At 71.4% G+C, this 21,854-nt stretch carries 16 protein-coding genes; 6 read left to right on the top strand and 10 right to left on the bottom strand.

Features of this window, described 5'->3' with window-relative positions; translation table 11 throughout:
- Positions 1–8: 8 nt before the first annotated feature.
- Entirely contained in the window at positions 9–3,599 is a 3,591-nt protein-coding gene (locus FJ694_RS28980; RefSeq protein WP_157271019.1) for an indolepyruvate ferredoxin oxidoreductase family protein, read from the bottom strand.
- A 126-nt stretch (positions 3,600–3,725) separates the two neighbouring features.
- On the opposite strand from FJ694_RS28980, the gene FJ694_RS28975 reads away from it, so the two are divergent.
- Both FJ694_RS28975 and FJ694_RS28970 read left to right on the top strand, forming a co-directional pair.
- Complete coding sequence (locus FJ694_RS28975) at positions 3,726–4,232, top strand: Lrp/AsnC family transcriptional regulator (protein ID WP_157271018.1); 507 nt, start codon at positions 3,726–3,728, stop codon at positions 4,230–4,232.
- Positions 4,233–4,418: 186 nt separating this feature from the next.
- The gene (locus tag FJ694_RS28970; RefSeq protein ID WP_198321054.1) at positions 4,419–7,934 is read left to right on the top strand and encodes a bifunctional diguanylate cyclase/phosphodiesterase; all 3,516 of its coding nucleotides are present in this window, start codon (positions 4,419–4,421) and stop codon (positions 7,932–7,934) included.
- 22 nt (positions 7,935–7,956) lie between these two features.
- Here the strand turns inward: FJ694_RS28970 and FJ694_RS28965 are convergent, their stop codons facing one another.
- From FJ694_RS28965 to FJ694_RS28935, 7 genes are all read right to left on the bottom strand, one after another.
- Positions 7,957–8,295, bottom strand: coding sequence for a nucleotide pyrophosphohydrolase (locus FJ694_RS28965; RefSeq protein WP_157271016.1), 339 nt, complete (start codon positions 8,293–8,295; stop codon positions 7,957–7,959).
- Positions 8,296–8,483: 188 nt separating this feature from the next.
- Positions 8,484–10,070 (bottom strand): galactarate dehydratase, encoded by a 1,587-nt coding sequence (gene garD, locus FJ694_RS28960; protein WP_157271015.1) that lies wholly within the window; start codon positions 10,068–10,070, stop codon positions 8,484–8,486.
- A gap of 19 nt (positions 10,071–10,089) precedes the next feature.
- On the bottom strand, positions 10,090–11,097 hold the full coding sequence (locus tag FJ694_RS28955) for a lactonase family protein (RefSeq protein WP_157271014.1): 1,008 nt from the start codon (positions 11,095–11,097) through the stop codon (positions 10,090–10,092).
- Between the two features lie 55 nt (positions 11,098–11,152).
- A complete protein-coding gene (locus tag FJ694_RS28950) occupies positions 11,153–12,436 on the bottom strand; it encodes a TRAP transporter large permease (protein WP_157271013.1) in 1,284 nt (427 codons plus the stop codon).
- A complete protein-coding gene (locus FJ694_RS28945) occupies positions 12,436–12,999 on the bottom strand; it encodes a TRAP transporter small permease (protein WP_232540272.1) in 564 nt (187 codons plus the stop codon). Before FJ694_RS28945 ends, FJ694_RS28950 begins: the two co-directional genes overlap by 1 nt.
- 123 nt (positions 13,000–13,122) lie before the next feature.
- Positions 13,123–14,106, bottom strand: a complete 984-nt coding sequence (locus tag FJ694_RS28940) for a TRAP transporter substrate-binding protein (RefSeq protein ID WP_157271012.1) — start codon at positions 14,104–14,106, stop codon at positions 13,123–13,125.
- A 59-nt stretch (positions 14,107–14,165) separates the two neighbouring features.
- On the bottom strand, positions 14,166–14,990 hold the full coding sequence (locus FJ694_RS28935) for an NAD-dependent epimerase/dehydratase family protein (RefSeq protein ID WP_157271011.1): 825 nt from the start codon (positions 14,988–14,990) through the stop codon (positions 14,166–14,168).
- Positions 14,991–15,140: 150 nt separating this feature from the next.
- Here FJ694_RS28935 and FJ694_RS28930 point away from each other — a divergent pair, with 150 nt between their 5' ends.
- Complete coding sequence (locus FJ694_RS28930) at positions 15,141–15,860, top strand: FadR/GntR family transcriptional regulator (RefSeq protein ID WP_157271010.1); 720 nt, start codon at positions 15,141–15,143, stop codon at positions 15,858–15,860.
- A gap of 186 nt (positions 15,861–16,046) precedes the next feature.
- On the opposite strand, the gene FJ694_RS28925 is transcribed toward FJ694_RS28930, so the two are convergent.
- Positions 16,047–16,769, bottom strand: a complete 723-nt coding sequence (locus tag FJ694_RS28925) for a FadR/GntR family transcriptional regulator (protein ID WP_157271009.1) — start codon at positions 16,767–16,769, stop codon at positions 16,047–16,049.
- Positions 16,770–16,982: 213 nt separating this feature from the next.
- Between FJ694_RS28925 and FJ694_RS28920 the strand changes: the two genes are divergently transcribed.
- Positions 16,983–17,591: a PH domain-containing protein gene (locus FJ694_RS28920; RefSeq protein ID WP_157271008.1), complete on the top strand. Its 609-nt coding sequence runs from the start codon at positions 16,983–16,985 to the stop codon at positions 17,589–17,591.
- A gap of 52 nt (positions 17,592–17,643) precedes the next feature.
- Here FJ694_RS28920 and FJ694_RS28915 read toward each other — a convergent pair whose 3' ends face one another.
- Positions 17,644–19,470 carry a pectate lyase gene (locus FJ694_RS28915; RefSeq protein ID WP_157271007.1) on the bottom strand — a complete coding sequence of 609 codons (1,827 nt, stop codon included), beginning with the start codon at positions 19,468–19,470 and terminating at the stop codon, positions 17,644–17,646.
- Positions 19,471–19,869: 399 nt separating this feature from the next.
- Between FJ694_RS28915 and FJ694_RS28910 the strand changes: the two genes are divergently transcribed.
- Together FJ694_RS28910 and FJ694_RS28905 are read left to right on the top strand one after the other, a co-directional pair.
- Positions 19,870–20,562, top strand: a complete 693-nt coding sequence (locus FJ694_RS28910) for a hypothetical protein (RefSeq protein WP_157271006.1) — start codon at positions 19,870–19,872, stop codon at positions 20,560–20,562.
- A gap of 155 nt (positions 20,563–20,717) precedes the next feature.
- Positions 20,718–21,695, top strand: a complete 978-nt coding sequence (locus FJ694_RS28905; RefSeq protein WP_157271005.1) for a Bug family tripartite tricarboxylate transporter substrate binding protein — start codon at positions 20,718–20,720, stop codon at positions 21,693–21,695.
- Positions 21,696–21,854: the final 159 nt, after the last annotated feature.

The raw sequence follows: 21,854 nt of genomic DNA, 5'->3' as shown, positions 1-21,854 counted from the left end.
CCGCGCACTCAATGCGCCCCCGCCGCCGTCACCCGTATCCCCCGGAACTGCCCCGCCGCGCGCGAGGGTGCGGGGCGCGGATGGCGCGCCGGGTCCAGCCGCCACAGCAGCTCGGCCTCGCGCGCGCGCGCCGCCGCCACGCTCGCCGCCTTGACGTGGCCGTAGCCGCGCATGCCCAGCGGGACCAGCGCGATCTCGGTGGCCAGCTGCAGCGTCCCGGCGTCCAGCAGCGGCAGCAGCTCGCGCACGCGCGCCTCGAACGCCTGCACCAGCGCCCGCTCCAGGCGCCGCTCGGCCGTGGCGCCGAAGGGGTCCAGCGCCGTGCCGCGCAGCGCCTTGCCGCGGGACAGCACCCGCAGCACCGGCAGCAGCCACGGGCCGCAGGTCCATTTCCGCGGCGGCTGGCCGTCCTTGCCACGCGCCAGGAAGGGCGGCGCCATGTGGAAGCTGACTTTCAGATCGCCTTCGAACTGGCGCTGCAGCTCGCGCTCGAAGCTGCCGTCGCCGAAAAGCCGCGCCACCTCGTACTCGTCCTTGTAGGCCATCAGCTTCAGCAGGCTGCGCGCCACGGCGCGGCTGAAGGGCAGCGTGGCATCGATGTTCAGCTCGCGCTCGCGCGCGGCGGCCGCGTCCACCAGCGCCGCCCAGCGGCGGGCATAGGCCGCGTCCTGGTAGGCCGTGAGCAGCTCGGTGCCGCGTGCGCGCAGGGCCTCCAGCGGCTCGTCGCCCACCGCCGCCTCCATCTCGGCGGCGCCCAGCGCCCGCAGCGCGCGCGGGTCGCCCGCGGCCAGGCGGCCGAGCGAGAAGGCCAGCAGGTTGGCCTCCACCGCCACGCCGTTGAGCTCGACGGCGCGGCGCAGCGCCTCCAGCCCCACCGGCACCAGCCCGCGCTGCCAGGCGTAGCCCAGCGCCAGGATGTTGGCCGCCACCGCGTCGCCCATGAACTGCTCGCACAGCGCCTGCGCGTCCAGCGTCTCGACGCGCTCGGGGCCGGCGGCGAAGTGCAGCTTCTGCAGCAGCTGCGGCGCGCGCAGCGAGGCGTCGGGGTTGCGCAGGTGCTCGGCCACCGGCACCTCGTGCACGTTGGCCAGGATGCGCGTGCGCCCGCGCCGCACGGTCTGCAGCGCCTCCGGGCTGGCGCCCACGACCAGCTCGCAGGCCAGCACCGCGTCGGCCTGCTGGGTGTCGATGCGCACCTGGTTCAGGCGCGAAGGCCGGTCCGCCAGGCGCACGTGGCTCAGCACCGCGCCGCCCTTCTGCGCGAAGCCCATGAAGTCCAGCACCGAGGCCGACTTGCCCTCCAGGTGCGCCGCCATCGCCACCAGCGCGCCCACCGTCACCACGCCCGTGCCGCCCATGCCCGTGACCAGCAGGTCGTAGGGGCCGGTCCAGGCATGCGGCGCGGGCGTCGGCAGCGCATCGACCTTGCGCACGAAGGCACCCAGGTCCGTCAGCGACCCGACCTTGCGGCGCGGCTTGCCCCCGGACACGCTCACGAACGAGGGGCAGAAGCCGTTGGCGCAGGAGAAATCCTTGTTGCAGGCGGCCTGGTCGATGCGGCGCTTGCGCCCAAGCGCCGTCTCGTGCGGCAGCACCGCCACGCAGTTGCTCTGCACGCCGCAGTCGCCGCAGCCCTCGCACACCGCCTCGTTGATGAAGAGCCGGCGCGCGGCCTCGGGGGCCAGTCCGCGCTTGCGGCGGCGGCGCTTCTCGGCCGCGCAGGTCTGCTCGTAGATCAGCACCGTCACGCCCGGCACGGCGCGCAGCTCGCGCTGCACGGCGTCGAGCGCGGCGCGGTCGTGGAAGGTGGTGCCGGCCGGAAAGCGGTGGCGAATGCGACCGTACTTGCCGATGTCGTCGGACACCACCACGACCCGCTTCACGCCTTCGGCCTCGACCTGGCGCGCGATGCCGTCCACGCTCACCGGCGCGTCCACCGGCTGGCCGCCGGTCATGGCCACGGCGTCGTTGAACAGGATCTTGTAGGTCATGGTCGTGCCCGCGGCCACGGCCTGGCGGATGGCGAGGTAGCCCGAGTGCGCGTAGGTGCCGTCGCCCAGGTTCTGGAACAGGTGCGGCACGCGGGTGAAGAGCGCATGCGAGACCCAGTCCACGCCCTCGCCGCCCATCTGGATCAGCCCCTCGGTGTCGCGGTTCATCCAGCTGGCCATGAAGTGGCAGCCGATTCCGCCCTGCGCCTTCGAGCCTTCGGGCACGCGCGTGCTGGTGTTGTGCGGGCAGCCGGCGCAGAAGTAGGGCAGCCGTTTCACGGCGTCGGCCTCGTTGTGCAGCAGCTCCGGCGGGGTGAAGTCGCGCACCAGGGCGCGGCGGTCCAGGTCCGGGCAATGCTTCACCAGCCAGTTCGCCACGATCCCGATCAGCCGCGACGGGCGCAGCTCGCCCAGCGCCGACACCAGCGCTCGCTCGTCGGCGTCGCGCTTGCCGACCACGGCCGGGCGCCGCGCGCGGTTGTAGAGCAGCTCGCGCAGCTGCGTCTCCACCACCGGGCCCTTCTCCTCGATGACCAGCACCTCGGTGAGGCCCTCGCAGAAGTCGAGCATGCGCCTGGGCTCGATGGGATAGGTCAGGCCCAGCTTGTGGACGCGGATGCCGTGCGCGGCCAGCGCCTCGGTGGAGACCTCCAGCCGGCGCAGCACCTCCATGAAGTCGTGGTGCGCCTTGCCCGCGGTGAGGATGCCCACGCGCGGCGCGCGCGCCTCGACGATGCGCCGGTCGATGGCGTTGATGCGCGCGAAGGCGCGCACCGCGTCCAGTTTCGCGTGCAACCGCTCCTCGATCTGCAGCGAGGGCAGGTCGGGCCAGCGGTAGTGCAAGCCCCCGGGCGGCGGCGCGTGGCCGGCGAGGGCGCGCACGCTCTCGCCGGGCAGCCAGGCGGCGGCGCGGGCGTTGACCCGGTCCAGGTCCACCGTGGCGCCGCTCTCCACCACCTCCGACAGCGCGGTGAGCGCGACCCAGTTGCCCGAGAAGCGCGACAGCGCCCAGCCCCAGAGGCCGAACTCCAGGATCTCCTCGACGCTCGACGGCGAGACCACCGGCGCGTGGAAGCTCTGGAACACCTGATCGCTCTGGTGCGGCATGGAGGAGCTGACGCAGCCGTGGTCGTCGCCCGCAACCATCAGCACCCCGCCGTGCGGCGAGGCGCCGTAGGCGTTGCCGTGCTTGAGCGCGTCCGCCGCGCGGTCCACGCCCGGGCCCTTGCCGTACCAGAGGGCGAACACGCCTTGCGCGGTGCGCTCCGGGTCGGCCTCCACGCGCTGCGTGCCCAGCACGGCGGTGGCGGCCAGCTCCTCGTTGATGGCGGGCAGGAAGCGGATGCCCTCGGCCTGCAGCCGCTCGCCGGCCGCCCACAGCGCCTGGTCCACCCCGCCCAGCGGCGAGCCGCGGTAGCCGCTGACGAAGCCCTGCGTGGTGAGGCCCGCGGCGGCGTCGCGCCGGCGCTGCATCACCAGCAGCCGCGCCAGCGCCTGCGTGCCGGTGAGGAAGACCCGGCCGCCGCCCGCCCACAGCGCGTCGTCGAGGCGGTAATCGGGCAGGGCGAGAGGGGAAGTCGGTTCGGGACGGCTCGTCTCCTGGCTCATGGCGGGCGCTCCGGGCTGCTCTGATCGAAGTCAAGCGTAGGCGCGCGGCATGGGAAAAGGCTTCTTCCTTGCTCCGGCATTGAGGAAGTAATAGAAAATCATTCCGCAAGTGTCAGGAGAGGTGGAATGGCTTTGCTCGACCGCCACGACGTGCTGCTGCTGCAGGAGCTGCAGCGCGACGCGCGCCAGACCGTGCAGCAGCTCGCCGAGGCCGTGGGGCTGTCGAGCACGCCGTGCTGGCGCCGCGTCAAGGAGCTGGAAGCCGCGGGCGTGATCCGCGGCTACAGCGCGCTGGTGGACCGTGCCAAGGTCAACCTGCAGCTGTGCGTGCTGGCCGAGATCAACCTGGGCCGGCACGAGGAGGGCGAGGTGCAGCGCTTCGAGCAGGCGGTGGCGGAGAGCCCGCAGATCGTGGCCTGCTGGTCCACCACGGGGCAGGCCGACTACGTCATCAAGGTGCTGGTGCCCGACATCGAGGCCTACGAGCGCTTCCTGCACGCCACCGCCTTCCGGCTGCCCGGCGTCACGCACGTGCGCTCCAGCGTGGTGATGAAGGAGGTGAAGTCGGAGACGCGGCTGCCGATCGAGGCGGCGGCGCATCCCGCGCCGGGGGGCCGGGAGCGCAGGCGCTGAAGGCGCCCCGGCCGGTAGGTGCGGCGTGAAAAGTTGCGGTTTGCCCGTTTTTCGAGTGCCTGCTGCCGTGCCCTCCTTGATTCGGCCCGCGGTGGGACGAAGGGGGTACTGACAATGCGCCGCCCGGCGGGGTCGGGCGCGGGCGGCGGCAGTCGAGGCGTTGAGCAAGCGGAAGAGGAAAAGCAGGTGCAGTGGTGGTACGGGGCCCGCCCCGCGGGCAAGCCGACGCGGGTGCGGGCGGTGGTGACGCTGTCGGTGGCCGCGCTGCTGTGCATGCTGGCGCTGGTGGGGCATTTCCTGTGGCAGAGCCGCGAGCGCGCCATCGAGGCGGCCAAGCTGGACACGAGGAACCTGGTGGAGGCGGTCGGGTCGCGGGTGTCCGCGGAGTTCAGGCTGCTGGACAGCCTGCTGCGCCACGCCGCCCACGGCATACCGCGCCACGAGCTCGACGCCGCCGGCATGATCCGCCGGGACACGGCCTGGGCCCGCAACCTGCAGTCCCTGGCCCAGGCCTTCCCGAGCGCCCAGCAGCTGTTCGTGTTCGATGCCGCGGGCTCGATGCTGTATTCGAGCACCGACCTGGCGCCCTTCAGCATTGCCGACCGGGCCCATTTCCAGCACCTGCGCGACAACCCCGGCGTCGAGGCGGTGTTCTCCCGGCTGCACAGGACGCGCCCCGCGGGGCGGTGGGGCCTGGTCCAGATGCGGGCGCTGCGCGATGCCGGGGGCCGGTTCACGGGCGTGGTCAGCGCCGTGCTGTACCTGGACGGCCTGTCGAGCGTGTTCGGCGGCATCGACGTGGGCAGCGACGGCCTGACGCTGTTGCGCAGCACCCAGGACTCCCGGCTGGTGCTGCGCGTGCCGCGCCTCAACGAGCAGGACTTCGACCAGCCGCTGCCGCCCACCAACCCCATCCGCCAGCACATCGACGCCGGCGCGCGCAGCGGCAGCCTCACGTACACGGCCACCACCGACGGCGTGCGGCGCGTGGCCAGCTTCAGGCGGCTCGACGAGTTCCCGTTCTACGTGCAGGTAGCCGTGGCGGAGACGCGCTACCTGGCGGCATGGCGCCACCAGGCGGCGGTGAGCCTGGCGCTGGCGCTGCTGGTGATGGCGGCCTTCGGGCTGGTGACCATGCGGCTGGCCAGGGCCGGGGGACAGGCCGACCGGGCGCTGCAGCAGCTCCAGGCCAGCGAGCAGCGCCTGCGCGAGAGCCGCCGGCTGCTGCAGAAGGTCATCGACGAGGCGCCGGTGCTCATCATGCTCAAGGACCGCGAAGGCCGGTTCCAGATGGCCAACGCGGCGCTGGCACGGCTGCTGGACACCACGCCGGCAGCCATGGTGGGGCGGCGCGAGGTCGAGCTGGTCGCCAATGCCGACGAGGCGCAGGCCTATGCCCGCAGCGACCTGGCCGTGCTCGAAGGCGGCGTGGCGCAGACGGTGTTCGAGAAGTTCACCGACGCGGCGGGCGAAGTCCACCACTACCAGGCCGTCAAGACGCCCTTCGCGCTGCCGGGCGAGCAGCCCGGCGTGCTGATCATTTCCACCGACATCACCGAGCTGCGCCGCACGCAGCTGCGGCTGCAGCGCAGCGAGGAGCGGCTGTCGCATGCGCTGGCGGCGACGGAGGATGCGATCTACGACTGGCAGGTCGTGCCGGACCGCGTCGAGCACAACGCGCGCTGGGCCGAGATGCTGGGGCTCGACGCGGTGCCGCCCGCGCACGGGCTGGATGCCTACGCCCACCTGGTGCATCCCGAGGACCGCGAGGCGGCGCGGGCGCGCATCGGGGACTGCCTGGCCGGACGCGGCGCCATGAACTTCGAGTACCGCATGCTGCGCCCGGACGGGCGCGTGATCTGGGTGCTCAACCGCGGGCAGGTGGTGGAGCGCGACGCCGGGGGCCGGGCGCTGCGCATGGCCGGCACGCTGTCCGACATCACCGCGCGCAAGGAGGCCGAAGCCCGCCTGGCGCAGGCCGCCAGCGTGTTCGGCCACGCGCGCGAGGGCATCGTCATCACCGATGCTCAAATGCGCGTCATCGACGTCAACGAGGCCTTCACGCGCCTCACCGGCTATGCGCGCGCGGAAGCGTTGGGCCAAAGCCCGAGCCTGCTCGACTCGCCGCGGCACGAGCCCGCGTTCTTCGAGGCGCTGCGCGACGACCTGCGCCGCAACGGCTTCTGGGAAGGCGAGATCTGGCACCGCGGCAAGTCCGGCCGGGAGCAGGCGGCGCTGACGACCATCACGGCGGTGCGCGACGCGCGGGGGCAGGTGTCGCATTACGTCGTGCTGTTCTCCGACATCACCGCGGCCAAGGAAACCGAGGCGATGCTGCGGCGGTTCGCCCATTTCGACGCCCTGACCGGGCTGCCGAACCGGGTGCTGCTGGCCGACCGGCTGGGCCAGGCCATGGCCGGCGCGCGCCGCAGCCGGGAGCCGCTGGCACTGGCCTACGTGGACCTGGACGGTTTCAAGGCCATCAACGACCGCTGCGGCCACGAGGCCGGCGACCACGTGCTGCTGGTCGTGGCCGAGCGCATGAAGGAATGCCTGCGCACCAGCGACACCATCGCCCGGCTGGGCGGCGACGAGTTCGTGGCCGTGCTCACCGGGCTCGACGGCGAGGCCGCGGTCCTGCCCGTGGTGGAGCGGCTGCTGCAGACCATCGCCCGCGGCGTGCGCTACGAGGGCCATGAGCTGCAGGTCTCGGGCAGCATCGGCGTGACCTTCTACCCGCAGCCGGCCAACATCGACGCCGACCAGCTGCTGCGCCAGGCCGACCAAGCCATGTACCAGGCCAAGCTGGCCGGCAAGAACCGGCACCACGTCTTCGACGTGCGCCAGCACGCCAGCCTGCAGGGGCGCTACGAGCAGATCGAGCGCATCCGCCTGGCGCTGGCGCAGGGCGAATTCGAGCTGCATTTCCAGCCCAAGGTCCACATGCGCAGCGGCCGGGTGCTGGGCGCGGAGGCGCTGCTGCGCTGGCGCCACCCGCAGCGCGGCCTGGTGCCGCCGCTGGAGTTCCTGCCCCTGGTCGCGCAGCACCCGCTGGACATCGACGTGGGCTGGTGGGTGGTGGACACGGCGCTGGCGCAAATGCAGGCCTGGGCCGCGCAGGGCCTGGAGCTGCCCGTGAGCGTCAACGTGACGGGCTTTCACCTGCAGCAGCCGCAGTTCCTGGAGCGGCTGCGCCAGTGCCTGGGCCGCCACGCCGACCTGCCGCGCGGCTGCCTGGAGCTCGAAGTGCTGGAGAGCAGCGCGCTGCACGACATCGAGCAGGTGTCGGGCGTGATCGCGCAGTGCCGGCAGCTGGGCGTGGACGTGGCACTGGACGACTTCGGCACTGGCTATTCCACGCTGACGCACCTGCGGCGGCTGCCGGTGCGCGAGCTCAAGATCGACCGCAGCTTCGTGCAGAACATGCTGCACGACGCCGGGGACCTGGCCATCCTGGAAGGGATCATCGGCCTGGCCCGCGCCTTCCAGCGTGGCCTGGTGGCGGAAGGCGTGGAGTCGGTCGCCCACGGCGAGGCGCTGCTGCGGCTGGGCTGCGAGGTGGGGCAGGGCTACGGCATCGCGCGGCCCATGCCCGGGGCCGACGTCCCGGCCTGGGTGGCCTCGTGGCGGCCGGATGCGGCCTGGCGCCGGGCGCCTGGGGCGGCGCCGGCAGCGCAGGCGGGGCAGGAAGCCTGCGCCTGAACGGCGCGCGCGTGCCGCCCGCTCAGCGCCCCGGCAGGGGCGGGTACTTCACGCCGTTGGCGATGAACTTTTCGCGCACCGCGGCGTCCAGGTCCACGCCCAGCACGCTGGACAGGCGCACCAGGTACATCAGCACGTCGGCGAGCTCGTCGCGCACCGCGCGCGCGGTGGCGGGGTCCGCGGCGATGCGCGCGGCCTGCTCGTCGGTGAGCCACTGGAACAGCTCGGCGAGCTCGCCCACCTCGCCGGTGAGCGCCAGCACCAGGTTGCGCGGCGTGTGAAAACCGTTCCAGTCGCGCGCATCGGCAAAGCGCTGCAGGGCGGCTTCGAGGGGGGAGACGTCAAGCAGGGGCTGGGTCATCGGTGGTGTGTTTCGGTGCCTTCCGCAACCGGGTCACCGCAGAAGGCTCGTTGCCAGGGAGCCGGTAGGAGGCCCGCTTGCGGGCCGAACCCTGCCCGGGCCGCGGATTCGGCCCGCAAGCGGGCCTCCTACCCTGTCACGACCCTAACCCAACCGGGATCGGCCGCCCACGCCTGCAAGGTGGCAAATCAAGTCACCGGCGCCGGATTGAACAGCACCAGCGCGTTGTGGAGCCTGAGCTTCTCCGCGCAGGTCTGCTGGCGGCCGCTGGCCACGTCGAGCATCAGGCGGAACATCTCCCAGCCCATGTCCTCGATGCTGGCCTCGCCGTCGGCGATGCGCCCGGCGTTCAGGTCCATCAGGTCGTGCCAGCGCCGCGCCAGGTCCGAGCGCGTTGCCACCTTGATCACCGGCACTTCCGCCAGCCCGTAGGGCGTCCCCCGCCCGGTGGTGAAGACGTGCAGGTTCATGCCCGCGGCCAGCTGCAGCGTGCCGCAGATGAAGTCCGAGGCCGGGGTGGCGGCGTAGACCAGGCCCTTCCTGCCATCGAGCTTGTCCCCGGGCGAGAGCACGCCGCTGATGGGCGCGCTGCCCGACTTCACGATCGAGCCCATGGCCTTCTCGACGATGTTGGAGAGGCCGCCCTTCTTGTTGCCCGGCGTGGTGTTGGCGCTGCGGTCCACGCTGCCGCGCTGCAGGTACTCGTCGTACCAGGCCATCTCGCGGATGATGGCCCGCGCCACTTCCGGCGTCGCCGCGCGCGCGGTGAGCTGCGCCACGCCGTCGCGCACTTCCGTCGTCTCCGAGAACATCACGGTGGCGCCGGCGCGCACCAGCAGGTCGGCGCAGAAGCCCACGGCCGGGTTGGCGGTGACGCCGCTGAAGGCATCGCTGCCGCCGCACTGCACGCCCACCACCAGCTCCGAGGCCGGCACGGTTTCCCGGTGCCGGGCGTTGAGCCGCTCCAGGTGCACTTCGGCGCGGGCCATGATCGTCTCGATCATGGGGACGAAGCCGTCATGCTCCTGCAGCGTGACCACGTCCAGCCCCGGCCCCGCGTTGTTGCCGATGTCGGCCACGTTGCGCTCGTCCACCAGCGGGATCACGCCCGGCGGCAGCAGCCGCTCGGGCTGCAGCTTCTCGCAGCCCAGGCTCACCACCATCACCTCGCCGCCGAAGTTCGGGTTCAGGCTGATGTGGCGCAGCGTGCGGATGGGGATGACGGCGTCGGGCGCGTCGATGGCCACGCCGCAGCCGTAGCCGTGCTCCAGCCCGACCACGTCATCGACGTTCGGGTACTTCGGCAGCAGCTCCTCGCGGATGCGCTTCACGACGTGGTCGAGCACGCCGGCCACGCACTGCACGGTGGTGGTGATGGCCAGCAGGTTGCGCGTGCCCACCGAGCCGTCCGGGTTGCGGAAGCCCTCGAAAGTGAAACCCTCCAGCGGCGGCAGCTCCACCTGGCGCGTGGCCAGGGGCAGGTCTTCGAGGCCGCGCGCCTCGGGCATCCTGAGCCGGCGCTCGTGCACCCAGCTGCCGGCCGGGAGGTCTTCCACGGCGAAGCCGATGGGCACGTCGTAGCGGCGCACGGCGTCGCCGGCGGCCAGGTCCGTGAGGGCCACCTTGTGGCCCTGGGGCACGTGCTCGCGCAGCACCAGGCCGGCGGGGTCGGCCAGCACGGTGCCGGCGCTCAGGCCGCCGTCGTTGGCGACGATGGCGACGTTGTCGTTCGCATGCATGCGGATGAGCAGCGGTGCGCGGGCGGTGGCGTTCATGGCGGGGGTACTGCGGGTGTCAGGGCAGCCGGATGGCCTCGACCCAGTTCGGGTCGCGGCCCACCGGCTGCTCGTGAAGGAAGGTGAGGGCGCCGCTGGCGGCATCGATGGCGTGCACGCCCAGGCGGTGCGAGGCCTGGCCGGCGGCGACGAGGAAGCGGCCGTCGGGGCTGATGGCGAAGCCGCGCGGCTGCGCCTGCGTGGGCGCATGGCCCAGCGGCTGCAGCCGCCCGTCGGCGCCGACGCGGAAGGCGGCCAGGGTGCTGGAGCGGCGCTCGCTGCAGAACAGTAGCGCCGCGTCGGGCGTGAGGCGCAGCTCGGCGGCCCAGGGCTCGCCGCTGAAGCCCGGCGGCAGCATCGACACCGTCTGCAGCGGCGCCAGGGTGCCGGCCTCGCGGTCCAGCGCCAGCACGTCCACGCTGGCGTCGAGCTCGTTGAGCACGTACACGACCGCGCCGTCCGGGTGGAAGGCCAGGTGGCGCGGCCCGGCGCCGGGCCGGGCGTGCAGCGAGGGCGGGTCGTTGGGCGTGAGCGCGCCCGTGGCGGCGTCGAAGCGCCACTGCATCACCTGGCCGCCGCCCAGCGCGGTGGAGAAGGCGAAGCGGTTGCCGGGCGCGCAGCGCAGCGCGTGGGCGTTGGCCGGGGTGGGCAGCGGCGTGCGCGCCGGCTGCGCCACGCCGTCGGCGCCGATGGGAGAGACCGCAACCACGTTGCCGCCGTAGGAGGCGCTCAGCAGCCAGCGCCCGCCGTGGTCGGTGGCCACGTGCGCCATGCTCGCCGGCAGTGGCGCCTCGCCCAGCAGGCGCAGCCGCCCCGTGTCCGGGTCGATGGCCATGCTCAGCGCGGCCAGCGGCTCGCTGCGCCGCGCCGCGTACAGGAAGCGGCGGTCGGGGCTCACGGCCAGCGGCATGACCTGCCCGCCCAGCGCGAGCTGCTGCAGCGGGACCAGGGCGCCGTCGGGCTCCAGGCGCAGGACGTGGACGTCGCCGCTCTCGGCGTTGGAGACGTAGACGATCGTGGAGCTCATCGCGCGGCGCCCTTCCTGCTCGTTCTCATGCCCGCTCTCATGCCGGGGTTCATGCTCACAGCCCCAGCGTGCGCGGCAGCCACAGCGACACCGCGGGCACGTAGGTCACCACCGCCAGCACCATCAGCAGCGCGATGAAGAAGGGGTAGAGTGACTTGACCACCGTCTCGATGGGCAGCTTGGCCACGGCGCTGCCGACGAAGAGCACGCCGCCGACGGGAGGCGTGATCAGGCCCAGGCCCAGGTTGACCATCATGATCATGCCGAAGTGCACCGGGTCCACGCCGATGGAGGTCACGATCGGCAGCAGGATCGGCGTCATGATCAGGATCAGCGGCGCCATGTCCATGAGCGTGCCCAGCAGCAGCAGCAGCACGTTGATGCACAGCAGGATGACGTAGGGGTTGTCCGACATCGTGGTGAACAGCGCCGTGACCTGCTGCGGGATCTGCATCAGCGTCATGACCCAGCCGAAGCTCGCGGCGAAGGCGATGAGGATCATCACGATGGTCAGCGTCTTGACCGTGCGGTGCATCAGCTTGGGCAGGTCGCGCCACTTGTAGTCGCGGTAGATGAACATCGTCACGAAGAAGGCCCACAGCACGGCGATGGCCGCGGACTCCGTGGCGGTGAAGATGCCCGAGAGGATGCCGCCGAGGATGATCACCATCGTCATCAGGCCCCACAGCGCCTCGACCGCGATCTTGAGCGCCTGGCGCAGCGGGATGCGCTCGCCGGCGGGGAAGTTGCGCCGCCGCGCCGTGACCAGGCACATGGCGGCCAGCGTGAGGCCCAGCAGCAGCCCCGGCAGCACGCCGGCGAGGAACAGCGCGGCGATCGACACCGAGCCGCCGGCGGCCAGCGAGTAGATGACGGCGTTGTGGCTGGGCGGGATCAGGATGGCCTGCACCGAGCCGCTGACCGTCACGGCCGTGGAGAAGTCGCGCGGGTAACCTTTCTTCTCCATCTCCGGGATCAGCACCGAGCCTACCGAGGCCGTGTCGGCCATGGACGAGCCCGAGATCGCGCCGAAGAAGGTCGAGGCCAGGATGTTGACCAGCGACAGCCCGCCGCGCACGAAGCCCACGAGCACGCCGGCGAAGGCCACCAGGCGGCGCGACATGCCGCCCTCGGCCATGATCGCGCCGGCCAGCACGAAGAACGGGATGGCCAGCAGCGAGAACTTGTTGACCCCGGCAGCGATCTGGATCATCACCGCGTCGAGCGGGATGTCGATCCACCACGCGCCGATGAGGGCCGACAGCCCCAGCGCGTAGGCCACGGGCATGCCGATGAGCATCAGCACCAGGAACGAACCCAGCAGTACCAGCGCGTCCATCAGGCGGCCTCCTCTTCATGGTCGAAACGCACGACGGCGCGCCGGGCCTGCGAGCCCAGCACGATGTGCTCCAGGATGAACAGCGCCGTGATCAGCCCGCCCACGGGCACCGGCGCGTAGGTGGCACCCACGGGCATCCACGGCAGCTCGCCCACGGTCTGGTTCCAGGTCTGGATGCACAGCTGCGTGCCGTAGTAGGCGGCGAACAGCGCCACGCCCAGCATGCACAGGTGCACCACGGCGGCCACCGGGCGCTTGAGCGCCGCGGGCAGCCGGTCGGTGAGCATGGCCACGGCGATGTGCGCGCCGGCGCGGTAGCTCGCCGCGGCGCCCACGAACGTGAACAGCACCATCAGCATGATCGCCACCGGCTCGGGCCACTGCGAGCCGGTGCCCAGCACGTAGCGGGTGAAGATGCCCCAGGGGATGATGAGCGACATCACCAGGATCGACAGGCCCGCGACCCAGATGCAGGCCAGGTAGAGGCGGTCGTTGAAGCGCAGGAAGGCGTTGTCCATGGCCGGTAGGGGGCGCGCGTGGGCGCGCGGCAAGGCGTTGTCCATGTCGAGGCGGCTTGAGGAGGAGGGGGCGGCGCGCGTTGAAGCGCGCCGCGGGCGCGGCGGTGGCCGCGCCCGCAGGGCTCCTGCGCCTGGCGTGGGAGGGAAGGGGCGCGGGTGGGCGGCGCGTCAGCGCACGGCCTCGATGCGCTTCATCAGGTCGGCGAACTGCGCGCCGTACTTGGCGCGCACCGGGGCGGTGGCCTCGTAGAAGGGCTTGGTGTCCACGGGGATGAACTCGACGCCGGCGGCCTTGAGCTTGCCGGAGTACTCCTCCACGCTCTTGTCCCACAGCGCGCGCTGCTCCATCTGCGCCTCGCGCGCGAACTTCGTCACCAGCGCCTGGTCGTCCTTGTTGAGCTTGTTCCAGGCCACCTTGGACATCACCAGCAGCTCGGGAATGATCAGGTGGTTGGTCTGCGCGTAGTACTTGGCGCCGGTGGTGTAGTGGTTGGAGGTGAACATGCTCGGCGGGTTGTTCTCCGCGCCGTCGATCACGCCGGTCTGCAGCGCGCTGAAGACCTCGCCGTAGGCCATGGAGATGCCGTTGCCGCCCATGGCGTTCATGGTGTCCACGAACAGCGGGTTGCCCATCATGCGCACCTTCACGCCCTTGAGGTCGGCCGGGGTGCGCACGGGCTTCTTGGTGTAGAGGCTGCGCGCGCCGCCGTCCATCCAGCCCAGCGCCACCAGCCGCGCCGGGCTGGCCGTGACCTTGGCCAGCAGGTCGGCGCCGACGTCGCCGTCGATGACCTTGCGCATGTGGGCGATGTCGCGGAACACGAAGGGCATGTTGAAGACGTTGACCTCGGGCACCACCGGGCCGATCACGCCCAGCGAGATGCGCGCGATCTGGATCGCGCCCAGCTGCGTCTGCTCGACGGTCTCCTTCTCCTGGCCCAGCACGGCACCGGGGAACATCTGGAACTTGATGCGGCCGTTGGTGGCCGCGTCGAGCTTCTTGCCCATGTTCTCCACCGCCACCACCGTGGGATAGCCCGCCGGGTGGGTATCGCTGGCCTTCATCACGATGTTCTGCGCCTGCGCGCCCAGGCTGGCGCCCAGGGCGGCCAGGGCGGTGGCGGCGGCGAGAACGGTTCTGCGGGTGTTCATGGATGTCTCCTGATCGATGGAAGAGTGGTGGGCGGGCAGGGGCACGGTCGGCGCCGTGCTTATTCAGTGAAGGGGCCGGTGCGCACGAAGGCGCCGCCCTGGTAGATCGTGGCCGGGTCGTTCAGGTCGAGCCTGGGCTGGCGGGCCTCGACGGCGGCGCGGAAGGGCTCGGAGGAGTCCTGCGGCCGGTAGCCGATGTGCGCGGCGCCGCTGTTGTCGTAGAAGCGCGTGCGGTTGTCGGAGACGCCGTAGATCACGCTGCAGCCCAGCACCGGCGTGGTCAGCACGGCCATGACCAGGCGCTCCAGGTCGTCGTAGCTCATCCACGTGGCCAGCATGCGGCGGTCGCGCGGCTCGGGGAAGCTCGACCCGATGCGCACGCACGCGGTCTCGATGCCGTAGCGGTCGAAGTACAGCTGCGCCACGTCCTCGCCGAAGGCCTTGCTCAGGCCGTACACGCCGTCGGGGCGGGCCGGCGCATCCGTGCCGATCACCTCGTTTTGCCTGTAGAAGCCCGTGACGTGGTTGGAGCTGGCGAAGAGCACGCGCCTGACGCCGTTGAGCCGCGCGGCCTCGTACAGGTTGTAGGTGCCGATGATGTTGGCTTCGAGGATCGGCTGCCAGGGCTGCTCGGTGGAGACGCCGCCCAGGTGCACCACGGCGTCCACGCCTTCGAGCAGCGCGCGCACGGCCGCCGCGTCCTGCAGCGGCGCGGGCATCAGCTCCTCGCCGTCGGCGGCCTCGCCCAGCGGTGCGACGTCCGAGAGGCGCAGCACGTCGCAGTAGCGCTTGAGCCGGGTGCGCAGCTCGCGCCCCAGGCCGCCGGCAGCGCCGGTGAGCAGCAGGCGCGAAAAGCGCAGCGGAGTGACGGGTTCGGTCAGCATGGTGTCGGGGACTCCGGGAAGCATCCAGATGGCGTTCAGAGCGGCTGCGCAGTAAAACTACGCTTGTCGTCTGTCATCTGTTGTCGTACAACTATTTGAGTTTTTCGCGCCTTGGGTGTCAAGGCGCATTACCTAGGGGTTTCACCGATCATGAGCAGCGTATTGACCGGGCGCAGAAAGCCGCGCTCCCTGGCGCAGGAGCTGGTTGACACGCTGGGCGAGCGCATCCGCACCGGTGCGCTGCCGCCCGGCACGAAGCTGCCCACCGAGGCGGCGGTGATGGAGGAATTCGGCGTCAGCCGCACGGTGGTGCGCGAGGCGATCTCGAAGCTGCAGGCCGCCGGGCTGGTGGACACGCGCCACGGCGTGGGCACCTTCGTGGTCGGCCCGGGACAGGCGTCGTTCCGCATCACGGCCGAGCAGCTGGAGACGCTGCGCGACGTGATCGCGGTGCTGGAGCTGCGCATCGGCCTGGAGACCGAGGCCGCGGCGCTGGCGGCCATGCGCCGCAACGAGGGCAACCTGCACGAAATGCGCGTGGCGCTGGACGAATTCGCCGCAGCGGTCAACGCCGGGCGCGACGCGGTGGCGCCGGACTTCGCCTTCCACCTGGAGATCGCGCGCGCCACACAGAACGCCCATTTCGCCGAGCTGCTGGGCTCGCTGGGCGCCAAGATCATCCCGCGCTCGCGCCTGGGCGACGAGACCAGCGCGGAGCTGCAGGCCTACCTGCTGCGCGCCAACGCCGAGCACGAGAGCATCTTCGACGCGATCCGGCGCCAGGACCCGGAGGCCGCGCGCGCCGCGATGCGCACGCACCTGGCCAACAGCCGCGAGCGCCGCCGCCGCGCCGCGGGCGACGTGGCCTGAACTCGGGGCGCGCACCGGTGCCGGGCCGGCAGGGCGAGGGGGCGTCGGCGCGGCGGACACGGGTGATGACTCCTGCGGGCATGAAGCCGGGCAGGGGCGCCACGGCGGCGCGGATTGTCATGCAACCGGTAAGGTTGTCAAGCAAGTTTGCCAATGCCGGGCCTTTGCGCCCCGGAGCGGGAGCGGTCAGGGCAGCCGCGTCTTCTCGAAGATGCGGCGCTTGGCGTTGAGCACGTGCAGCCGCACGGCCTCGGCGGCGCCTTGCGGGTCGCGGCGCACGATCGCGTCCACGATGGCCTGGTGCTCGGCCTGGTTGGTGCTCACACGCTCGGGGCTCTTCTTGTCGGTGACGCTGCTGGCCAGTTCCATGAACTGGCGGATCGGCGCCACGGTGGTCTCGATGGTGCTGACGAAGAAGGGGTTGTGCGAGGCGCGGGCGATGGCGAAGTGGAAGCGCACGTCCTGCTCGATGCCGGCGTGCCCGCTCTCCATGGCCGCCATCAGGTCCTCGAAGCTGGTGCGCAGCGCCTCCAGGTCGTCGGCGTCGCGGTACTCGGCGGCGGCGGCGGCGGCGCCGGCCTCGACGCAGCTGCGGAAGGCGTAGTAGCGCTCGATGTCGGCCAGGGAGCTGATGGGCGGCGTGCCGGCCGCGCCCACGCCGGCGCTGCCGGCGGGTGCCACCACGTGGCTGCCCGAGCCGCGGCGCGTGGCGATGACGCCGTCCGAGCGCAGCCGCGACAGCGCCTCGCGCACGGTCGGGCGCGAGACGCCGAAGCGGCTGGCGAGCTCGCCCTCGGTGGGCAGCTTGCCGCCGGCGCCGAAGTCGCCGCGCAGGATGGACTCCACCACGCGGGCATAGATGCGCTCGGAGAGGGTGCCGCCTTCCTTTTGCAGCCGCAGTTCGCTCATGTTGTCAGGCAGCCGGACATGGGCGTGGACGCGCGTCCAGGGGCCGGCCAGGGGTTGCAGGGCTACGGATTCTGACAAGGTCACGGCGGTTGTCAGCCGAAAATGCGCAGGCTGCCGGCTTTTGCGGACAAGCGGCGCCCAGGTGTCAGGCAATCTGCGCTGCGGCGCCGGCGTCCCGGCCGGCGCCCACCATCTTTTCGGGAGACCCGAGCCATGTTCAAGAAGATTGCCTCCGAAGCGCTGGGCCTGAGCGACATCGGCGCCATCATCAGTCCGAAGGACTTCGGCAGCGTGGACGCCGACGACTACCTCTTCCACGAGGACGGCGAGCGCATCTTCTTCCTGATCAAGTCGAAGAAGGACGAGTACTGCTTCACCAACCTGGCGCTGATCCACGTGGACGGCGACTCGGCCGTGTCGTCCAAGCGCTCGATCCGGCGCTACGACTGGGCCGCCTACCCGGTCACGGGCGTGTCGCTGGAGACGGCCGGCACGCTCGACATGGACGTGGAGCTCAAGTTCGCCGTCGGCGGCGCGGCCTTCAGCATCGACGTGCGCAAGAGCTTCATCGAGCAGCTCAAGGACATCTACAAGGCGCTGGTGACGATCGGCAAGCTGCAGCACCACGACGAGGTCTGCCGCGGCCACGCGCTGCACGCGCTCAATGCCACCGCCGCGATGTACAAGCTCGGCGCCGCGCCCGAAGGGCAGGCGCCGGCGGCGCAGTTCGCCGAGCTGCTGCGCGCGCTCAACACCGCGGTGCTGGAGCAGCACACGCGGCGCGACTTCGGCGCGGTGTTCGAGAAGTACATCCACGCCTGAGGCGCCCGCGCCGCCGGACGATCCCGGCGGCGCGGCGCTGCTTCGAGCCGCCTCAGCCCTTCACCGGCGCCACGTAGGCGATGAGCCGGCCGAGGTTGCTGACGAAACCGGTGGTCGAAATGCCCAGCGCCCGGGGCTGCGGCGCGTAATCGCCTTCCGCGGGCGGGTCCAGCGGGTCGTAGGGCGAGGTGTCGTGGCGGTCGCCCACGTGCTTGCTGCGGTAGGCCGTGCCGGCGTAGGGCGTGGACGGTCCGTCGCCGATGTAGCGGTTGGTGGTGGCCGACAGCGTGGTGAGCCAGTAGTTCTTGTCGCCCAGGTCCGCGATCACCGACTGCGCCGCGGCCTCGCTCACCGTCGGGCTGGCCATGACGCTGCCGGCGAACAGGTCGGGGAAATCGACCTCGCGCAGCGAGAAGTAGCGCGGCAGCGCGCGCGGCGCGGAGGCGTTGAGCGGCGAGCGCGCCACCATGTCGGCGACCTGCGCGCTGCTCATCGCCATCAGCTCGTTGTAGGTGCGGCGCAGCGTGCTGGTGTTGACGCTGCGGCCGGCCGAGTAGTGGCTGGGCGTGTTGCGGTGGTCGTAGTCCACGTAGTAGGCGCCGTTATGGATGTTCGAGCCGTAGCGGTGCACGAACAGGGCCTTGTTCGTGCCCAGCTCGACGAAGGTCGGGTGCGAGCGGCTGGCGATGAGCGGGTTCTCGGCCCTTTGCTGCGCGCTCAACGGCACGCTGTCGAGCCAGGCCAGCGCGCGGGGCACGCCCTCGAGATAGCTGTGGTCTCCGGTGAGGCGGAAGTAGTTGAAGAGCTGCTGGATGTTGGTCTGCGTGGTGTGGGTGGCGAGCGAGCGCGGCTCGTAGCTGCGCGCGCCGGCCGGGGCGCCGGCAGGGCGGCCGTCCTGCGCCACGGCCAGGTGCTGCAGGCCCCAGCCGGACTGCACGCCCTCGGTCCACTGCAGCCGCTTGAGGCACTGCATGGCGCGGTGCACCGCGGGCAGCAGATCCACCCGGCCCAGGCCGATGACGCACATCAGCAGGAACTTGATGTTCTCGCCGGCCACGTCGTCGTTGAAGGTGACGTGGCGCGTGTAGTCGCCGTCCTCCATGCCCTGGCGCACGCCGGGGGTCTGCGGGATCTGCTGCGGGTTGGGCGCCGGCATCTGCGTGACGGCGTTGGCCGCGGGAAAGCGCTGCGGCCAGCCGCCGTCGGCCACGCCACCCTTGAACTGCGCGTCCAGCACGAACTGGATGGCCCGGTTCAGCGGCGCCTCGAAGCGCTTCTCGCGCTTTTCCAGGACCATGCGCAGCAGCACCTGCGAGGCCACCGCCGTGCCGGCGTCGTCAAAGGTGGCGTTGCCGTAGTAGTGCTGGAACTCCTCCAGTCGCCAGCCGTTCTTGCCGATGGTGTCGTACCAGTCCCTGAGCGAGGCCTCGCCGGCGAAGTCGTGGATGTAGTTCCAGCCGCCGGACGGGTGCTGCGCCGCCACCAGCGCCATGGCCGTGCGCCGCGCCGCGGCGTAGATGACGGGGTCGCCGCTGGCGTGCCAGGCGTCGATCAGGGCGTGGCCCACGGAGGGCGTGCCCGGGGGCTGGATCCAGCACATGCTGCGCCTGGCCTCCATCTCGCCCCAGGTGCGCGACAGGTCGGGCAGGTAGTCCCAGACGTAGCCGCCCTGGAACGACACGTTCTCGTCCATGTGCTGCACGGCGCGGCGCATCGCCAGCACGGCGTCGCGCACGCTGCCCTGCAGGTGGCCGATGCCGGCACCGGGCACGTCGGCCGCGGTCTCGGTGGCGCCCATCAGGCCGGCGTCGCTGCCGCCGCCGCAGGCGGCCAGGGCGGCCGGGGCCAGGCCGGACATCACGAAGGTTCTGCGCTTCATCGTCTCTCTCGGTGAGGTTGTGGTGCCGGCCGCCAGCCAGGCGGGATGCCTGGCGCGGGAGCGCCGTTGCGGCCAGACAAGCCTGCCCGTGGCGGTCAGGTTGTAGGACATCGTATGAAGCGAGAAAGCTGCTTGAAAGATCAGGAAAGTCCCGAGATACCTGCATTGAACCTTTTCAGATGAATATGGTTCGTATCCCCATCCGTCTTAGGTGCGAAACAATATAAAACGTGTCATCTGTTGACTGACAACAAAAGCTTGAATTAGGACGCTAAAAATCAGGCCACTGCCAAGCGTTACAGCGCCCGGGGGCGAAGGCGGCTATCACCGCGGGCATGGAAAGCTTGCTGCCCGGCGCCTGGCAGCGCGCCTGGGCTGAACCAAAGGAGAGAGTCCGCCATGCCGCCCACCCGTCCGATGCACCGTGCCGCCGTCCTGGCCTTGGGCGGGCTGCTGGCCCTGGCGGTCCCGCCAGTTGCCGCCTGCGAGGCTTCCGTGGCGCCCGCCGTCCTGCACGGCGCCACGGCCGGCGACGTCGAGCGCTTTGCCGCGCGCGTGGGCAAGCGGGTGCTGACCTTCGTCGGCTACTCCGGCCAGGGCTACGAGGACCCGGCCGCGATGCGGGCCGCGGCCGCGCGCGTGCTCGACGCGCAGGACCCAGCTCGGGTGATGGTCAACGTCGGCGCCACGGCCGAGGGCATCGGCGCGGTGTACGAGGTGGCCCGCGAGCGCGGCTTCGCGACGCTGGGCATCGTGTCCTCGCTGGCGCACGACGAGGGCGTGCCGCTGTCGCGCTGCGTGCAGCAGGTGTTCTTCATTCGCGACGCCAGCTGGGGCGGGCGGCAGCCCGGCACCGGGGCGCTGTCGCCGACCTCGGCGGCGATCGTGGACGTGAGCAGCGAGATCGTCGCCATCGGCGGCGGCGACGTGGCCCGCGACGAAGCGCTGGCGGCGCGCGCCGCGGGCAAGCCGGTGCGCTTCATCCCGGCCGACATGAACCATGCCGCGGCACGCGACAAGGCGCGCCGCCGTGGCCAGGCCGAGCCCACGGACTTCCTGGGCAGCGCGCACGCGGCGCTGGTCGGGCGCTGAGAGGGCCGGCGGCAGCGGGCGCGTGAGCCTGTGCAGGGCCTACGTGTTCTCCACAGGCAGGCAGTGCTTGAAACGCTGCATCCGAGGTTGTACGATGACCGACAACAGAGCGCAAAACGACGACAACAGTGCGCCGCTTCACCTGGAGACAAGCCATGTTGCGTAGAACCGTGTTGTTGAGCGCCGCCGCAGCCGCGTCGGCCCTGTGTGCGTCAGCCCCGGCCTGGGCCCAGGCCTGGCCGGCCAAGCCGGTGACGGTGGTGGTGCCGTTCCCGCCCGGGGGCTCCACCGACATGATCGCCCGCACCCTGGCCTCCGGGCTGCAGGCCAAGCTGGGCCAGACCTTCGTGGTGGACAACAAAGCCGGCGCCACCGGCACCATCGGCGCCGCGCAAGTGAAACGCGCGCCGGCCGACGGCTACACGCTGCTGGTGGCCTCGCTGGGCCCCTACGTGATCGCGCCGCACCTGATCAAGAACATTCCCTACGACGCCACCAAGGACTTCGACTACATCACCGTGGCGGTGCAGGCGCCCAACGTGCTGGTGGTGCCGGCGGCCTCGCCGTACAAGACCGTGGCCGACGTCATCGCGGCGCAGAAGAAGTCGCCCGGCAAGCTGACCTTCGCCTCCTCGGGCAACGGTTCCTCGGACCACCTCACGGCCGAGCTGTTCTGGGCCCAGACCGGCACCGAGGCCGTGCACGTGCCCTACAAGGGCGGTGCGCCGGCCATCACCGACCTGCTCGGCGCGGTGGTGGACGCCTCGTTCCAGAACATCAACGCCGTGCAGCAGCACATCGCCGCGGGCAAGCTGCGCGCGCTGGCGGTCACGGGCAGCAAGCGCGCCGCGCTGCTGCCGCAGGTGCCCACGCTGGACGAGTCCGGCGTCAAGGGCGTGGACGTGTACTCCTGGCAGGCCGTGGCCGCGCCCAAGGGGCTGCCCGCCGACGTCAAGGCCAAGCTGGCCACGAACATCGCCGCGGTGCTCAATGAGCCGGCCGTGAAGTCCAAGCTGGTCGAGCAGGGCTTCGAGATCGTCGCCAACTCGCCCGAGCAGTTCGCCAAGTTCCAGGCCGCGGAGTTTGCGCGCTGGAAGGGCGTGATCGAGAGCCGGAAGATCACCGCGGACTGAGCCCCGCCGTTGCCCGCGGCCCTTGCCGGCCCCTGCGGCTTTCCCCCGGCCGGCTTCAGCCCTCGCCCGCGCACGGCGGGGAGGGCGCTCCAACCCCATTTCCCCGCCATGCCCAGCACCACCCCCACCGTCGTCTCCCTGCGCGCCATTCCCGTTGCC

The organism is Azohydromonas aeria (assembly GCF_009760915.1).
Classification (GTDB): domain Bacteria; phylum Pseudomonadota; class Gammaproteobacteria; order Burkholderiales; family Burkholderiaceae_C; genus Azohydromonas; species Azohydromonas aeria.
Note: the sequence above shows the minus strand (reverse complement) of the source record. Positions and strands in the feature narration are given on the sequence as shown.